Below are 15,547 nucleotides of genomic sequence, written 5' to 3'. Positions count from 1 at the left end.
TAACAGTATTCAGGTTGCCGTTCAATCCTGCATTCATGTCGCTATGATAGGAAGTTCATGTCCCGCAAGCTCGCGAACAAGAAGCCAGCCAAAGCCCGGCCCGACAGGGCGGCACCATCACCCAGGACAGAGGGTGGCGAAAAGGCGGTTCCCCGCGGAGAGGTTCGCCAGGGTGTGCAGTGGGTCACTGTGGATGAGGATAATGAAGGCCAAAGGGTGGATAATTTTCTTCTGGCTCAGCTTCGGGGCCTGCCGAAAAGTATCATCTACCGGGTAGTCAGAAAGGGCGAGGTTCGGGTTAATAAGGGTCGAGTAAAGCCAGACACCCGGCTGAAAGCCGGTGATCAGGTGAGGATTCCGCCTGTGACTCGCAAGGAAAAGCCGGATCAGGTCGCACCCGGCTCCCGGGTGCAGGGGGTCATCGAGGCTGCGGTCATTTTCGAGAATGAACAGATGTTGGTGGTCAACAAGCCCTCCGGGATTGCCGTTCATGGCGGCAGCGGCCTCAGTTTCGGTTTGATTGAAGTCTTGCGTTCGGCCCGGCCGACGGCAAAGTTCCTGGAACTTGTGCACCGGCTGGATCGCGACACCTCCGGACTGGTCATGGTGGCCAAGAAGCGGTCTGCGCTGCGTTATCTGCAGGACGAACTTCGCCAGAAACGGATCAGAAAGCACTACCACGCGTTGGTGGTCGGTGACTGGCAGGCCGGTGTTGACCGGGTTGACGCCCCCCTTTTGCGTTATGAGATGCCCAATGGTGAGCGTCGGGTCAGGGTTGACGAAACGGGGAAGGCTTCGTTGACTACCTTCCGTTGTCTCAGGCGATACCAGGGCTACAGCCTGGTGGAGGCCTCACCGATAACGGGGCGAACCCACCAAATCAGGGTTCACAGTGCGTGGGCGGGTCATCCGATTGCAGGCGACGACAAGTATATGGATGATGTCAGCCTTAAAGCGTTCAGGGCGATTGGCGGGCAGCGGCTTATGCTTCATGCCAGGGCTCTCGAATTTACCTTGCCGGTGTCGGGAGAGGCTATGCGCCTTGAGGCGCCCTACGACGATGCATTCAACGATGTGCTTATAAAGCTTGAGGCACGCCTTAAAGGGACAGGTCAATGAAGGTCAGTGTGGTTATTTTCGACTGGGACGGAACGCTGGTGGATTCTGTCGAGCACATCGCGGACAGCCTTTATCAGGCGGCAACCGAACTGGGTTACCCGGCTCTGGAGCGTGAGGCCTACCGGGATATAATTGGTCTTGGTATGGTCGAAGCGCTGGAGAAACTTTATCCGGGCATTAGTCGCGACGAGATGAATAGCATTCGGGAGGGCTATGCAGGTTACTTCTTCAGCAAGACCACTACGCCCCAGGATGTGTTTGCGGGAATGGCGGATGTGGTTGCTGACCTTCGCCGTTCTGGTCGCCGGTGTTCCGTGGCGACGGGAAAGAGCCGTAGGGGGTTGGATTCGGCCCTGGTTTCCAGTGGTCTTGGCGGTCACTTCGAGATAACTCGATGTGCGGACGAAACCCGGTCAAAGCCAGATCCGGCAATGCTCGAGCAGATACTGAATTTCTACGGAATTGAGCCGGCCGAGGCGGTAATGATCGGCGACACCCGCTATGACCTTGAAATGGCTCAGCGTATCGGAATGCCTTCCGTTGGTGTCGAGTGGGGCGTACACAAGCGCGATGTTCTGGGTGACTATTCGCCCCATGCCATAGTTGATACCGTTCCCGACCTGCGCCGGGTGCTGGGGCTCTGAGCAAGCCAGATTGGCCAATTTAATGGATGTTGCTGACAGGATGAGCAAATGAGCGACTGGGATTCCGATAAGCCCCCTGAGTGGGGAGATGAGCCGGCAGAGCCTGAAAAGGAAGGTAAGCCGTTATTTGGCCGCAAATCGCCAAAACTGCCGCCGGAGTCCGGTCGGGATTGGAGGTTGATTGAGAAGTTGGTGATGTCGCTCCAGGCCGAGCAGCGTCGAAGCCGCCGGTGGGGGATTTTTTTCAAGTTTCTTACCTTCGGTTATCTGATTGCTTTGCTTTTCATGCTGAAGGTTCCGTTTGGGGACACACTGGAAAGTGTTTCGGGTAGGCATACCGCCCTGGTAGAGATCAACGGCCCGATAGCGGCAGATGAACTGGCGAGCGCTGACAACATTGTTGGCTCGCTTCGTTCCGCTTTTGAGGAGCCAAACTCGGTGGCGGTGATTCTTCGGATTAATAGCCCCGGCGGAAGCCCGGTTCAAGCGGGGTACGTATACGATGAAATAAAGCGCCTGCGCGGCGAATACCCGGAAAAGAAAGTGTATGCGGTGATCTCCGACATCGGCGCTTCCGGGGCTTATTATATCGCCGCGGCTGCCGATGAGATTTACGCGAATCGCGCCAGCCTTGTCGGTTCCATTGGTGTTGTCGCCGGTGGGTTCGGCTTTACCGGGGTGATGGAAAAGATTGGCGTTGATAGGCGCCTGTACACGGCGGGCGAGAATAAAGCCTTCCTTGATCCTTTTTCTCCAGAGCAGGAAGAAGAAGTGGTTTTCTGGCAGAGCGTGCTGGAAAATACTCACCAGCAGTTCATTGAGGCGGTAAAGAGGGGAAGAGGGGCGCGACTGGCCGATGACGAGCGTCTATTCAGTGGTCTGGTCTGGAGTGGCGACCAGGCGTTAGAGCTTGGCCTGGTGGATGGTCTGGGTAGTGCTTCCCATGTTGCCAGGCAGGTTGTCGGTCAGGAAAAGCTTGTGGACTACAGTCGCCACAAATCGCCCTTCCAGGACATCATTGACCAGTTGGGCGTTGCCTTCGGCGCGGGCTTCGCCAGCCAGCTGGTGGAGTCCCGTCTGGAGCTTCGTTAATGAGGGGCTACATCCGGCTGATTTTCCAGCAGGGGATTCCGGCCCCAGCGGCGCAGCATTTCGTTCAGGGCGATCAGGGGTAGCCCGATGAGGCTGTTCGGGTCTCGGCCTTCCAATGCTTCGAACAGGGTGATGCCCAGGCCCTCCATCTTGAAGCTACCGGCGCAGTCGTAGGGTTGTTCCCGTCGCAAATAGGCTTCGATTTCTTCGTCGGCCAGGTGTCGGAAGTGAACTGTGAAAGGCTCGCAGTGACGTTCCAGTTTTCCTGAGTCCGCGTCCAGCAGTGCGAGGCCCGTCAGGAAAAGGACTCGGTGGCCACTGCTCTGGCGTAGCTGGTTCGTTGCCTGTTTGTGATTGCCGGGCTTGCTAAGTACGGAGCCATCCGGCAGACAGGCCACCTGGTCCGATCCGATAATCCAGTGGCCGGGAAAGTGCTCTGTAAGGGCTCTGGCCTTGGTCTCCGCCAGGCGAGTTGCCAGCGCCTCCCCGGTTTCGCCCTGAATGGGCGCTTCATCGATATCGGGGCTGGCGCAACTGAAGGGTAGGCCGAGTCGTTCCAGCAGCACCCTGCGGTAGGGGGACGACGAGGCTAGCAGCAGGGGTTTTGGCATCATGTGTATTGTCCTTGGAGGGTCGGGAGGAAGAACTGGCGTCCGTTTATCGTAAATTACCCCTATCTGCACGGGAACCCCTGTCCAAAAAGCAATGAAGTCTTTGACAGTAGAGGGCTGCGCCCCTAAAATTGCGCGCCTATGTCAAAAGCGTCAAACGCCGAGTTACCAAAATCTGTCGATCCTTACCGGTTGGCGGAACAAAACAGCACTCTGGAGGGAATCATTCCCCTCAGCGGGCTTAGCCGTTTCCGAGAAGCTGTTCTGGGGTTTTCGGAGAATGCTGCGTGTCGGGTGACGTTGTCCTTTTATATGGACAGTGAACGTCGTCGCGTTGTCTCAGGTGAACTGGAGGCTCCGGTAGAGCTGGAGTGCCAGCGTTGTATGGGCTCCATGGGAGTGACGCTGGTTTCCCGGTTCGAGCTGGGGTTGGTAACGAGCGATGAACAGGCGAAACAGCTGCCAAATGAGCTTGAGCCTTACCTGACCGATGATTTCAGCGCAGATCTTTGGTCAATGGCAGAAGACGAGCTATTGCTTGTTCTGCCAGCGTTCCCGCTTCACGATCGGAATGAATGTCCGGCTCGGGAAGATCTGGAGGCTTACGAGCCCGACGGCTCTGCGGCAAAGCCGGTGAGAAAGCCAGGCGAGAACCCGTTCAGCGTACTGGCGGATCTCAAGAAGACAAAGCATTAGCCGGGCGCGGGTTTCCTTCGGGAGGTCGGCGCGCATCAAACGAACACACGTTACTTTCAAGGTAATTTAAAGTTTACGTTAACAGGTCAGGAGCATAATCATGGCTGTACAGAAAAACCGTAAAACCCGTTCCAAGCGTGGCATGCGCCGTTCACACGACGCTCTGAGTACTGCTGCTCTGAGCACCGACGCGACCACTGGCGAAGTTCATCTTCGCCACCACGTGTCTCCAGACGGTTTCTACCGTGGCAAGCAGGTAATCGAAGCGCGCGACGAGTAATCCCGTCGTCGCTATGAATCGCACAGAATCGGATGGCAGGGCGGTGAAGCCGGTCACCATCGCGATTGACGCCATGGGTGGCGACCGAGGAGCCACTGTAGTGGTTGCTGCGTCGTTACGAGCGGTGCGCGAAAACGAAGCCTTGAGCATCGTTCTGGTGGGAATCCGGAGCGAGCTTGAGGCTTTGTTGCGTGAGGGGCATGCCAGAATCCGTATTGTGGAGGCGGCAGATGTGGTACGCATGAATGAGCGCCCTTCCCATGCCCTTCGGCACAAGAAGAACTCATCCATGGCCATTGCCCTTGGCCTGGTTCGTGACGGTGAGGCCCAGGGCTGTGTCAGTGCCGGGAACACCGGAGCCCTGATGGCGTTTGGCCGTTCCATAATTCGCATGTATCCGGGCATTGAGCGGCCGGCCATCGCCAAACTGATTCCCTCTCTCCGCGGGCGCTGTCACGTCCTCGATCTCGGTGCCAATGTCGATTCAACTGCGGAAAACCTTTACCAGTACGCCTTGATGGGCTCCCTGATGGCCTCGGCTATCTGCCAGCAGGCGGAGCCCCGGGTGGCCTTGCTGAATGTCGGGGAAGAAGAAATCAAGGGTAATGAGCAGGTCCGTCTGGCTTCTCACATGCTGGCCCAGTGTGACACCATCAATTACATCGGATACGTGGAGGGCAGCGACCTGTTCCGGGATGTGGCGGATGTGGTGGTCTGTGACGGGTTTGTCGGGAATATCGCCCTCAAAACCGGGGAAGGCGTTGCTGGCCTCCTGATTGAGTTGATGGAGCAGGCTTTCACCCGGAACCTTTACGGAAGGGTGGTGGGTCTGCTGGCCAGGCCGATTATTGGCCGCCTACTGCAGTTGATGGATCCCTCCCGCCACAATGGCGCAAGTTTGCTCGGGTTGCAGGGCGTCGTTATCAAGAGCCATGGTAACGCCAACGAGCGGGCCATGCTTTCGGCCATTCGTCAGGCGGTCCGGGAAGTTGAACTGGAAGTGCCCCGCCGCATCAATGAGCGCCTTGACGATCTCATGCTTTGATCGCCTGAGACTAAAGTCTGTCCAAATCCGACCACGCATTCGCGGAAAATCGGCTTAACTTGTACTATTGGCTAATCTCCCGTAACCCCCTAATGACGATAAGATCCCGCTTATGAAATCAGCCTTTATTTTCCCCGGACAAGGGTCACAATCCGTTGGCATGCTTTCGGCGGCTGCTGAAGCTTGGCCTATTATCAACAGGACCTTTGCTGAGGCTTCCAATGCCCTGGGCTATGATCTCTGGCAGTTGTGCCAGAAAGGGCCGGCGGAGGAGCTCAACAAAACCACGATCACCCAGCCTGCACTGCTGACGGCCAGTGTCGCCCTGTGGCGCCAGTGGCTTGTGGCAGGCGGCAGCAAGCCGGATTACCTCGCCGGTCACAGTCTGGGTGAGTACAGTGCTCTGGTCGCCTCGGAGAGCCTTGACTTCATTGAGGCCGTAAAGCTGGTTCGCCTTCGTGGTGAGCTCATGCAGGATGCGGTGCCGGCAGGGGAAGGCAAGATGGCGGCGATCCTCGGTCTTGAGGATGATGACGTCGTCGCTGCCTGTGAAAGCGCCGCTGAGGGCGACGTGGTCTCGGCGGTGAACTTCAACGCGCCCGGGCAGGTGGTGATAGCCGGTTCGGCCGCTGCCGTCGAGCGGGCCATTGAGGCATGTAAGGAAAAAGGCGCACGCAAGGCGATGCCGTTGCCGGTCAGCGTTCCGTCCCATTGTGCCCTCATGAAGGGTGCGTCGGAGGAGCTGGCGAAAGCACTGGAGGATGTGCGCTTTAATGATGCTGTCATCCCGGTTATCCAAAATGTTAATGCCACGGCCGAGACGGAATCCGCTAAGCTGAAAGCCAATCTTCTGAAGCAGCTCTATTCGCCGGTCCTGTGGACGGATTCCGTTCGTGTCCTTGTGAGTAACGGTGTGGAAGTGACGGTCGAGTGCGGTACCGGTAAGGTTCTGGCCGGACTGGCAAAGCGTATTGACCGGACTCTGGCGGTTCACAGTATTGAAGATCCGGACTCGCTGGCGAAGGCGCTCGACGCCTTCGGCCAATCCTGAAACGAAAGGGAGTGATTCATGTCTCTGGAAGGTAAAATTGCACTGGTAACCGGTGCGACCCGCGGAATTGGCCAGGCGATTGCCCGTGCACTAGCCGAGCAAGGCGCCGAAGTCATAGGAACCGCCACCAGTGCCAGCGGTGCCGAATCCATCACCAACGATCTCCAGTCGGCCGGGCTAAAGGGCTACGGCATGGTTATGAATGTGGCGGACCCCGCCAGTATCGAGGCAGGACTGAAGGAGCTGACCGAAAGATCCGGTGCGCCGCTGATTCTCGTCAACAATGCTGGCATTACCCGCGATAACCTGCTGATGCGCCTGAAAGACGAGGACTGGGCATCGGTTCTGGAAACCAACCTGTCCAGCGTTTATCGCACCAGCAAAGCGGTGCTTCGTGGAATGGCGAAAGCGAGATGGGGTCGGATTGTAAATATCAGTTCAGTGGTTGCAGGTATGGGGAATCCCGGGCAGGGTAACTACTGCGCCGCCAAGGCCGGGGTGGAGGGTTTTACCCGAAGTCTGGCGAAGGAAATGTCGAACCGGGGTATTACCGCAAATTGCGTGGCGCCGGGATTTATTGACACGGATATGACGAAAAAACTGGACGACAAGCAGCGCGAGGCTATGCTGGAAATCATACCCGCGGGTCGTCTGGGTGAGCCGGAAGAAGTGGCAGCCGTGGTTGCCTTCCTGGCGTCAGATGCCGCCGGATACGTGACGGGTGAAACCATCAACGTAAACGGCGGAATGTACATGGGATAAGCTTCGTTCCGGAGCCTGTGCGCAACTCCTTGTCGCACAACATGTTTGACAGAATCCCTGCTTGTTTGCAGGTAGGGTTTAAACTAAACTGGCAGCACTTGAGTTGCTTGGTTGACACACAAAGTGAGGACATTATGAGTACAGTTGAAGAGCGCGTTAAGAAGATCGTTTGTGAGCAGTTGGGCGTAAAAGAGTCCGAGGTTCAGAACTCATCTTCTTTTGTAGAGGATCTTGGCGCTGACTCACTGGACACCGTTGAGCTGGTTATGGCCCTGGAAGAGGAATTTGAAACCGAGATTCCGGACGAGGAAGCTGAGAAGCTGGCGAGTGTTCAGGACGCGATCGACTACATCGTCGCCCACACCTGATACTCTGCATTTAAGAACGCCAGGCAAAAAGCCGTCCTTGTGAAACATCAGGGGACGGCTTTTTTATTGGCTGTAAATCAGATTCAATTCGGGTTTGGATTTATACGGACAAGATCAGGTGCAAGGGGTTATGACTAAACGGCGAGTTGTTATCACAGGCGTGGGCATGCTGTCTCCTCTGGGAAATGACGTGGAGTCATCCTGGGAAGGTATCCGGGCAGGGCGCAGCGGGATCGGAATGATCGACCGTTTTGATGCGTCTGGTTACAACACCCGGATCGGGGGTGCTATCCGCGAATTGGATATGGACCCTTACTTCTCGGTCAAAGACGCCAGAAAGCTTGATGCCTTTATTCATTATGGCCTCATTGCCGCCCAGCAAGCGGTAGATGACAGTGGTCTTGAGGCCTTTGAGGAACTTGATCGAGAAAGAGTGGGGATCGCCATCGGATCCGGAATCGGTGGTCTCGAGTACATCGAGAAAAGCGTTCTGACCATGGACAAATCCGGCCCTCGCAAAGTCTCGCCTTTTTTCGTGCCCGCCTCTGTGATCAACATGATTTCCGGTAATGCGGCGATTCGTTTCGGCTACCGTGGTCCCAATATCGCTATCGTTACCGCTTGTACCACTGGCACCCACAATATCGGCTACGCGGCCCGTACCATTGCTTACGGGGATGCCGACGTGATGCTGGCCGGTGGCTCCGAAATGGCAACAACGCGCACCGGAATGGCGGCATTCTCTGCCGCCCGGGCACTTTCTACCCGCAACGACGAACCCACCAGGGCAAGCCGGCCCTGGGACAAAAATCGGGACGGGTTTGTACTGAGTGACGGTGCGGGTGTCGTCGTTCTGGAAGAGCTCGAACACGCGAAGCAACGAGGCGCCACAATTTATGGTGAGGTTGTCGGCTTTGGCATGAGTGACGACGCCCACCACATTACCGCACCGCCGGAGACTGGCGAAGGTGCGGCCCGCTCTATGGTGAATGCGATCCGGGATGCCGGCCTGAAGGCGGATGAAATCGATTATATCAATGCCCACGGCACTTCAACCCTGGTCGGGGATGTGGCGGAAGTGGCTGCTGTCCGACGGGTATTCGAAGGCCATGCCGACAAACTTGCCATGAGCAGCACGAAATCCATGACCGGGCACCTGCTTGGTGCCGCAGGGGCGGTCGAGGCGATCTTTTCGGTGTTGGCGATCCGCGATGGGGTGTTACCCCCGACCATCAATCTCGACAATCCCGATGACGGCTGCGATCTGGATTTCGTTTCCCACCACAGCCGTAAGGCGGACGTGCGGGTGGCTTTGTCCAACTCCTTCGGATTCGGTGGTACTAACGGAACCCTGATTTTCCGTCGCTTCGAAGACTGACCATGGCCGTTTTTCGCCTGTTTTGGGCAGAAGAGGGGGGACTGCCGGCGGATGATCGTGGACTGGCCTATGGCGACGGTCTGTTCGAAACCATCCGCATGGTCGGGCACAAAGGTGTTCTTCTTTCCCGACACCTTGAGCGCATGGTGAGGGATGCCAGAAGACTTGGCATTAACGTTTCGCGCGGTGAGCTAGCGTCCGTCTGTACCCAGGCGGGCCAAAGGTTCTCTGAACGATTCACGGATGATGGCTGGATTCTCAAGCTTACCCTAACCCGTGGTGGGGGCGGACGTGGTTACCGTCCGGAGCCAGGAATGGTGCCTAACCTGCTTGTGTCGGCGTCGCCACGGCCTCCCGCACCTGATGCCTCTGGAGTTGTGGTTGATTTCTCAAGAGTGCCTGTGACGGTCAATCCTTTGCTTGCCGGCATCAAATCTCTGAACCGGCTTGAGCAGGTGATGGCTGCCGCCGAGCTTGGTCAGTCCTTATTCGAAGTTATCATGTCTGACAGCGACGGCAACCTCGTGGAGGGTACCCGGACCAACCTTCTGCTTCGAAAGAAAAATGTCTGGGTGACGCCGCCGGCTGCCAGTCTGGCCGTTGCCGGAGTTCTTCGCCAGTGGCTGTTGGAGCGCCTGAGGCAAAGAGGGGAGGCGGTGGCTGAGAAGCCGATAACGGTCGAAGACGTGCTGGGCCCGGAATGTCAGGGCCTGTTCCTCCTGAACAGCGTTCTCGGTATTGTTCCGGTTCGCACTATTGCCGGCCATGATTTGCCTGTCGATAGCGGACTTGCGACAATCTTCAATCCTCTCGAAACACTGGAATAAATCGTTTGCTCAAGAAGTTATTGCTTGCGTGTATTTGTCTTGCCATGCTGATCTCGGCTGGAACCGGGCTGTGGGTCTGGCAGGGCCTTCAGGGTCTTGAAGAACCCGTGGCGCTAGAAGAGCCGGTGCTTTTTAACGTTCCCCAGGGGGCCTCATTCACCGCCGTGGCTCAAAGACTGGAGTCGCAGGGGCTGGTCGGGCAAAGCTTGTGGTTAAGGCTCTACGGCCGCCTCTTCCCGGATCAGGCCCATATCAAGGCCGGCGACTATGAGTTTCTCGATGGCATGAGCCCGAAAGCCATGGTGAGCCTCATGGTGTCCGGGGACATCAAGCATTGGTATGTGCAGTTCATTGAGGGCTGGACGTTTCGGGAGATGCGTGAAGCGCTAGCGCGCGCTGAGCGGTTGCAGCAGGTAACAGGCGATTGGACTGACGAGCAGATCATGTCTGCCGTCGGAGCGGAAGGAGAACATCCTGAGGGCCGGTTCTTCCCAGACACCTATGCCTTTACAGGTAATGAGACGGATCTGGATGTTCTGAAGAGGGCCTTCAGCAAGATGGAAACCGTTCTGGCGGAGGAATGGGAGGCCCGCGAGGAGGGTTTACCCTACGATAACCCCTATGAAGCCCTGATCATGGCTTCCATTGTGGAGCGGGAAACCGGCGCACCCGGCGAGCGGGACCAGGTTGCGGGTGTGTTTGTTCGCCGTTTGCAAAAGGGAATGCGGCTCCAGACCGATCCCACCGTCATTTACGGCATGGGCGACAGCTACAAGGGCCGGATCGGGCGGAAAGACCTGCGTACCCATACGCCTTATAACACCTACCGTATTGATGGTCTCCCTCCCACGCCGATTGCCTTGCCGGGACGAGACTCGATTCATGCAGCGCTGCACCCGGATGACGGCGATGCACTGTATTTTGTCGCTCGTGGCGATGGCTCCCACAAATTTTCCCGTACACTCACCGAACACCAGAAGGCGGTGCGGGCGTTTCAGCTCAACCGTCGCCAGGATTACCGGTCTTCGCCGGCGCCGGAAGACGGCTCATCTGGTAATGATGGGGGGGCGGGATGAGCGGTCGGGGAAAGTTCATCACATTTGAAGGCACCGAAGGGGTTGGTAAGTCGACACAGCTCGCCAATGCCGCAACAACGCTGAAGTGCCTGGGTGTAGACTTTATCGTGACTCGGGAACCTGGTGGGACGCCCATGGCAGAGGCCATTCGAGAGTTGTTGCTGTCGCCCAGGGATGAACCGGTTAACGAAACCACGGAACTTCTCCTGATGTTCGCAGCGCGCGCTCAGCATCTTCACAATCGCATACTGCCGGCTCTGGCTCAGGGCCAATGGGTCCTGTGTGACCGCTTTACAGACGCGACATTTGCCTACCAAGGTGGTGGCAGAGGGGTACCGGTTGAACGGATCGCCCTTCTGGAAACCCTGGTGCAGGGTGAGATACGCCCTGATCATGTTGTGCTTCTGGACGCCCCCGTTGAAACCGGAATGGCCAGGGCTCGAAAGCGAGGAGAGCTGGACCGTTTTGAACAGGAAGACTTGGAATTCTTCCAGAGAATCCGGGAAGCCTATCTGGAGAGAGCTGTTGCACAGCCATCCAGATATCATGTGATTAATGCGGCACTTCCGTTGGAGGAGGTGTCTGAGAGCGTTTCCAAAGTGTTAACGGGGCTGTTCAGGGCATCCGGCTCGCTCTGAGATGTGCCGGGATTGACGGAAGCTCTCCCCGCCATTCGTGCACTTCTTGTAACGATCTGCTTTAATTGATGCACATTCTCAATTAAAAGCCGGCAGTTTTAATGCTCAATACGAAACTTCTGAAACTTCCGATAGCCGCTCATCAGCACAAACATGAACATCATCAGATTGTTGTCGGTGTGCGGGGAGAAGCTGAACTGAGCGTCGATGGGGCTGGGTCTCATCTCGACACTTGGAAGGCCTGTTTCGTTCCGACTGAGGCCAGACATGATTATTGTGGTGATGATAAGAATCATGTCCTGGTCATTAATCTTGACCCGCTGACTCCGGCGATCAATACACCAGCTCATGCTGATTACGAACGGATGATGCGGGTGTTTGAAAAGCCGCGAACCCTGCAGATGGATAGCCGCCTTCAGGGGCTGGTCCAGTTTGCTGCTGGCGAGTTTGATCGCGCACCAGACAACATCACCCTTCAACAGCATCTGGCAGCAAGTATTCTTTACTGCATGGCTGACCGGATCAATGACCGGCATGCCAGATTCCCGAATCGATACAACATCAGCCCTGAAGCCGTTCGGCGTTATATCCTCAAAAATCTCCACCGCAAGATTACGGTTGAAGACATGGCTGGAGAAGCCTGCCTGAGTGTCAGCCGGTTCCATGAGGTCTTCAAGGAAGCGGCTGGCATTACACCCCACCAGTTTCTGTTGCGGACCCGCCTGGAGCAGGCGGCTGACTTGTTGGCCTCCACCTCTCTCTCGGTGTCCGAAATCAGTTATCGAACCGGCTTTTCTTCCCAGAGCGCACTGACCAATGCTTTGCGAAAGTATAAGGGTACGACACCTTCCAGATTGCAATTCCGAGAGGAAGTGGCCTGACATGGCCCGTGTTTAGGATAGTACCGTAGGATTCTGTAAAAGAATCGTAGGATTTCGTAAGCCTTGGATCCGTAGTAATACTAACTTACAGCAGCTGGAGGCCCGTCTGGCGCAATTGCTCAAGGCAGCTGTCGCAAACCCTGGATGGTTAACTATATTTATGGAGTGCCTTCTCAGTGTATTGCCTTGCTCCAATCAGGATGGGATTCGGGTGTACAAGAAGAACGGTACAGCACGCCGGCGTTCGGTCGGCTCTGTGCTTCGCGAGCGGATCTAATCCGACTCATTAAACCGGAGGAGCCTTATGGCTATTGGTGTCTGGATAAGTCTATTTCTTTATTTTGCGCTCATGATCGCCATCGGCGTTTATGCGATGCGCAGAGCTACGTCTTCATCTGAAGATTACATGTTGGGTGGGCGAGCGCTCAGTCCAAAGGTGGCCGCGCTTTCGGCCGGCGCTTCGGACATGAGTGGCTGGTTGCTTCTGGGGTTACCCGGGGCTCTGTTTGCGTCGGGCCTGGGTTCGGCCTGGATTGGTATCGGCCTGCTGGTGGGGGCGTTCTTTAACTGGACGCTGGTGGCGCCACGTCTTCGTGAACAGACAGTTCACTACGGCAATGCGATAACCATTCCGTCTTTTCTGGCTAACCGGTTTCCGACACAGGCGCTTTCACTGCGCACGGTGTCGGCCATCGTTATCGTTATCTTCTTTGCGGTTTACACGGCGTCCGGCCTGGTAGCTGGCGGCAAGCTGTTTGAAAGCGCGTTTGCCGGAATCTTCAATTTCGGTGGTTTGAGCGACTACGCAGTGGGTATCGTTATCACGCTGGGTGTTGTATTGGCTTACACCGTTGTTGGTGGCTTCCTGGCCGTGAGCATGACGGATTTTGTGCAGGGTTGCATCATGATGCTGGCGCTGGTGATCATGCCGGCGGTTGTACTCTTTGGTGAAGGCGGCGGCGGCTACGCCCAGGCCTCCCAGACCCTGAATGAAGTTGATCCCGCGCTGCTGTCGTGGACAGAGGGGCTGACCTTTATAGGTTGGCTGTCTGCGGTTACCTGGGGCCTGGGTTATTTCGGTCAGCCCCACATCATCGTGCGGTTTATGGCAATCCGTACTCTGAAAGATGTGCCTATCGCTCGTAACATTGGTATGGGCTGGATGACTATCTCCCTGATTGGCGCAATCTCTCTTGGTGTGTTCGGCCGGGCTTATGCAATTCGCAATGGATTGGATGTAGAAGATCCCGAAACCATCTTCATCATTCTGTCGAACCTGCTATTCCATCCGCTGATCACTGGTTTCCTCTATGCGGCCCTGCTTGCAGCCGTGATGAGCACCATTTCCAGTCAGCTTCTGGTGTCTTCATCGTCACTGACTGAAGACTTCTATCGCCTGTTCCTGCGTAAGGAAGCCGCCGACAAGGAGTGCGTATTTGTTGGCCGGATTTGTGTTGTACTGGTTGGTCTGGTTGCAGCTGTAATTGCGTCTGACCCGAACTCACAGGTTCTGGCTCTGGTTAGTAATGCATGGGCAGGCTTTGGTGCGGCGTTTGGCCCCCTGATTATCCTGTCGCTGATGTGGCCGCGCGCGAACGGCGCTGGTGCCATCGCGGGTATGGTTGTGGGTGCCGCCACCGTTATGATCTGGATCTCTCTGGGCTGGAACGGAGAGTTCATGGGTGGTCCGGGCGTATACGAGATCATTCCTGGATTCATTGCTTCCTGGATCGCTATCATGGTGGTGAGTCTCGCTACTTCCGATGCTAATGAGTACCAACACATCACCCGTTAATCCAAAGGCGTAGAGCGCCAACAAAAACGACAGCGTTCCGAAAGGAGCCCTGTTACTGCTAACAAACCCTCGCCCACCGGCGGGGGTTTGTTGCATTTGGAGTTTCAATGATCAGCGGAGCAGATTGAGACTAATACCAAGGTCTAGAATTGGCTGCATGAACTGGTAGATCCCTGTTCAAACCGCTACCTTAGTATGGTTACATCTCAGTTGCGGACAATAAAAATGACGAAAGGACATAGGGTTATGACCAAGAACCGATTTTTGAAATCCTCCGTGGGCGTGCTCGCAGCCGCCATCTTTTCTTTTTCTTCCGGGGTGCAGGCGGAAGGCAACTACGTGATGGGAACCGCGACAACCGGGGGCACCTATTACCCCGTGGGCGTTGCCCTTTCCACACTGATCAAGGTAAAGCTGGAGCCCAAGACCAATATTTCCGTGTCTGCCATCAGTTCGGCCGGTTCCGGCGAGAATCTCAAACTGATGGACGAGGATCAGATACAGTTTGGTATTCTCCAGGGGCTTTATGGCGCATACGCCTGGAACGGTACCGGTCCGGTTCCTAAGGCCTACAAGAACCTCCGCTCGGTGTCCATGCTCTGGCAAAACGTTGAACACTTTGTGGTTTCGAAAGAATTGGCGGAAACCGGCACCATTGCCGATATGACCAATCTTTACGACGAAAGCTTTTCCATCGGAGCCCGGAACTCCGGCACTGAGGGATCCGGGCGTTTTATCCTGGGCAATGTGGGTATTGATCTTGAAAAGATTGACCTGGCCTATCTCGGCTATGGCCCCAGTGCAGATGCGCTTCAGAACGGCAACATTGATGGCATGAACATCCCGGCCGGTGTCCCGGCATCCGCCGTTACCCGAGCCTATGCCAACATGGGTAGCGAGATTACCACCCTAAAGTTCACCGCCGAACAGCTGGCCGAGGTGAACAGTGATTTCGAGCTGTGGACTCCGTACACCATCCCGGCGGGTACCTACCCGAATCAGGACGAGGCAATTGAAACGATTGCCCAGCCCAACATCCTTGCGGTACGGGCAGACGTTTCCGAGGAGGACGTTTACCAGATCACGAAAACCATCTACGCCAACCTGCCGTTCCTGAACAATATCCATCCTGCTACCAAGGCGATGGCGTTGGAAAAAGCCATTGCCGGGCTACCCATGCCGCTGCATCCGGGCGCAGCACGGTTTTATCAGGAACAGGGGCTGACAATTCCTGATCGACTGATCGCCAAGTAACCGTGGCGGAGGGGAAAACGAGCGGATCTC

At 56.2% G+C, this 15,547-nt stretch carries 17 protein-coding genes; 16 read left to right on the top strand and 1 reads right to left on the bottom strand.

Annotated elements, in window-relative coordinates:
* Positions 1-57: 57 nt before the first annotated feature.
* Genes rluC through ACN0XM_RS11470 form a run of 3 tightly spaced genes read left to right on the top strand, consistent with a single transcriptional unit; the run spans position 58 to position 2,855 of the window.
* Positions 58-1,119: a 23S rRNA pseudouridine(955/2504/2580) synthase RluC gene (rluC, locus tag ACN0XM_RS11480; RefSeq protein ID WP_417567059.1), complete on the top strand. Its 1,062-nt coding sequence runs from the start codon at positions 58-60 to the stop codon at positions 1,117-1,119.
* Entirely contained in the window at positions 1,116-1,763 is a 648-nt protein-coding gene (locus ACN0XM_RS11475; protein ID WP_417567058.1) for an HAD family hydrolase, read from the top strand. Before rluC ends, ACN0XM_RS11475 begins: the two co-directional genes overlap by 4 nt.
* Before the next feature lie 48 nt (positions 1,764-1,811).
* Positions 1,812-2,855 carry a S49 family peptidase gene (locus tag ACN0XM_RS11470; RefSeq protein WP_417567057.1) on the top strand — a complete coding sequence of 348 codons (1,044 nt, stop codon included), beginning with the start codon at positions 1,812-1,814 and terminating at the stop codon, positions 2,853-2,855.
* On the opposite strand, the gene ACN0XM_RS11465 is transcribed toward ACN0XM_RS11470, so the two are convergent.
* Complete coding sequence (locus ACN0XM_RS11465; protein WP_417567056.1) at positions 2,852-3,469, bottom strand: Maf family protein; 618 nt, start codon at positions 3,467-3,469, stop codon at positions 2,852-2,854. The genes ACN0XM_RS11470 and ACN0XM_RS11465 overlap by 4 nt on opposite strands.
* Positions 3,470-3,607: 138 nt before the next feature.
* Between ACN0XM_RS11465 and ACN0XM_RS11460 the strand changes: the two genes are divergently transcribed.
* The 13 genes from ACN0XM_RS11460 to ACN0XM_RS11400 all read left to right on the top strand — a co-directional run bounded on the left by ACN0XM_RS11460 (position 3,608) and on the right by ACN0XM_RS11400 (position 15,517).
* A complete protein-coding gene (locus ACN0XM_RS11460) occupies positions 3,608-4,162 on the top strand; it encodes a YceD family protein (protein ID WP_417567055.1) in 555 nt (184 codons plus the stop codon).
* A gap of 100 nt (positions 4,163-4,262) precedes the next feature.
* Positions 4,263-4,442: a 50S ribosomal protein L32 gene (rpmF, locus tag ACN0XM_RS11455; protein WP_070966024.1), complete on the top strand. Its 180-nt coding sequence runs from the start codon at positions 4,263-4,265 to the stop codon at positions 4,440-4,442.
* Positions 4,443-4,485: 43 nt separating this feature from the next.
* Entirely contained in the window at positions 4,486-5,487 is a 1,002-nt protein-coding gene (plsX, locus tag ACN0XM_RS11450) for a phosphate acyltransferase PlsX (protein ID WP_417567094.1), read from the top strand.
* 112 nt (positions 5,488-5,599) lie between these two features.
* Positions 5,600-6,538: an ACP S-malonyltransferase gene (gene fabD / locus ACN0XM_RS11445; RefSeq protein ID WP_417567054.1), complete on the top strand. Its 939-nt coding sequence runs from the start codon at positions 5,600-5,602 to the stop codon at positions 6,536-6,538.
* Positions 6,539-6,556: 18 nt separating this feature from the next.
* The gene (gene fabG / locus ACN0XM_RS11440) at positions 6,557-7,300 is read left to right on the top strand and encodes a 3-oxoacyl-ACP reductase FabG (RefSeq protein WP_417567053.1); all 744 of its coding nucleotides are present in this window, start codon (positions 6,557-6,559) and stop codon (positions 7,298-7,300) included.
* Between the two features lie 134 nt (positions 7,301-7,434).
* Complete coding sequence (acpP, locus tag ACN0XM_RS11435) at positions 7,435-7,668, top strand: acyl carrier protein (protein ID WP_012136033.1); 234 nt, start codon at positions 7,435-7,437, stop codon at positions 7,666-7,668.
* Positions 7,669-7,798: 130 nt separating this feature from the next.
* Positions 7,799-9,046: a beta-ketoacyl-ACP synthase II gene (gene fabF, locus ACN0XM_RS11430; RefSeq protein WP_417567052.1), complete on the top strand. Its 1,248-nt coding sequence runs from the start codon at positions 7,799-7,801 to the stop codon at positions 9,044-9,046.
* Positions 9,047-9,048: 2 nt separating this feature from the next.
* Entirely contained in the window at positions 9,049-9,873 is an 825-nt protein-coding gene (gene pabC / locus ACN0XM_RS11425) for an aminodeoxychorismate lyase (RefSeq protein ID WP_417567051.1), read from the top strand.
* Between the two features lie 5 nt (positions 9,874-9,878).
* Positions 9,879-10,949 carry an endolytic transglycosylase MltG gene (mltG, locus tag ACN0XM_RS11420; RefSeq protein ID WP_417567050.1) on the top strand — a complete coding sequence of 357 codons (1,071 nt, stop codon included), beginning with the start codon at positions 9,879-9,881 and terminating at the stop codon, positions 10,947-10,949.
* Positions 10,946-11,587, top strand: coding sequence for a dTMP kinase (tmk, locus tag ACN0XM_RS11415; RefSeq protein ID WP_417567049.1), 642 nt, complete (start codon positions 10,946-10,948; stop codon positions 11,585-11,587). The genes mltG and tmk overlap by 4 nt, the downstream gene beginning before the upstream one ends.
* A 101-nt stretch (positions 11,588-11,688) precedes the next feature.
* Complete coding sequence (locus ACN0XM_RS11410) at positions 11,689-12,468, top strand: AraC family transcriptional regulator (RefSeq protein WP_417567048.1); 780 nt, start codon at positions 11,689-11,691, stop codon at positions 12,466-12,468.
* A 304-nt stretch (positions 12,469-12,772) separates the two neighbouring features.
* Complete coding sequence (gene putP, locus ACN0XM_RS11405) at positions 12,773-14,263, top strand: sodium/proline symporter PutP (protein WP_417567047.1); 1,491 nt, start codon at positions 12,773-12,775, stop codon at positions 14,261-14,263.
* A 246-nt stretch (positions 14,264-14,509) separates the two neighbouring features.
* Entirely contained in the window at positions 14,510-15,517 is a 1,008-nt protein-coding gene (locus tag ACN0XM_RS11400) for a TAXI family TRAP transporter solute-binding subunit (protein ID WP_417567046.1), read from the top strand.
* The last annotated feature ends 30 nt before the right edge of the window (positions 15,518-15,547 follow it).

It is taken from the genome of Marinobacter sp. (genome assembly GCF_048269445.1).
GTDB lineage: Bacteria > Pseudomonadota > Gammaproteobacteria > Pseudomonadales > Oleiphilaceae > Marinobacter.
The sequence above is the reverse complement of the archived record's forward strand: the minus strand, read 5'-3'. Positions and strand labels throughout refer to the sequence as shown.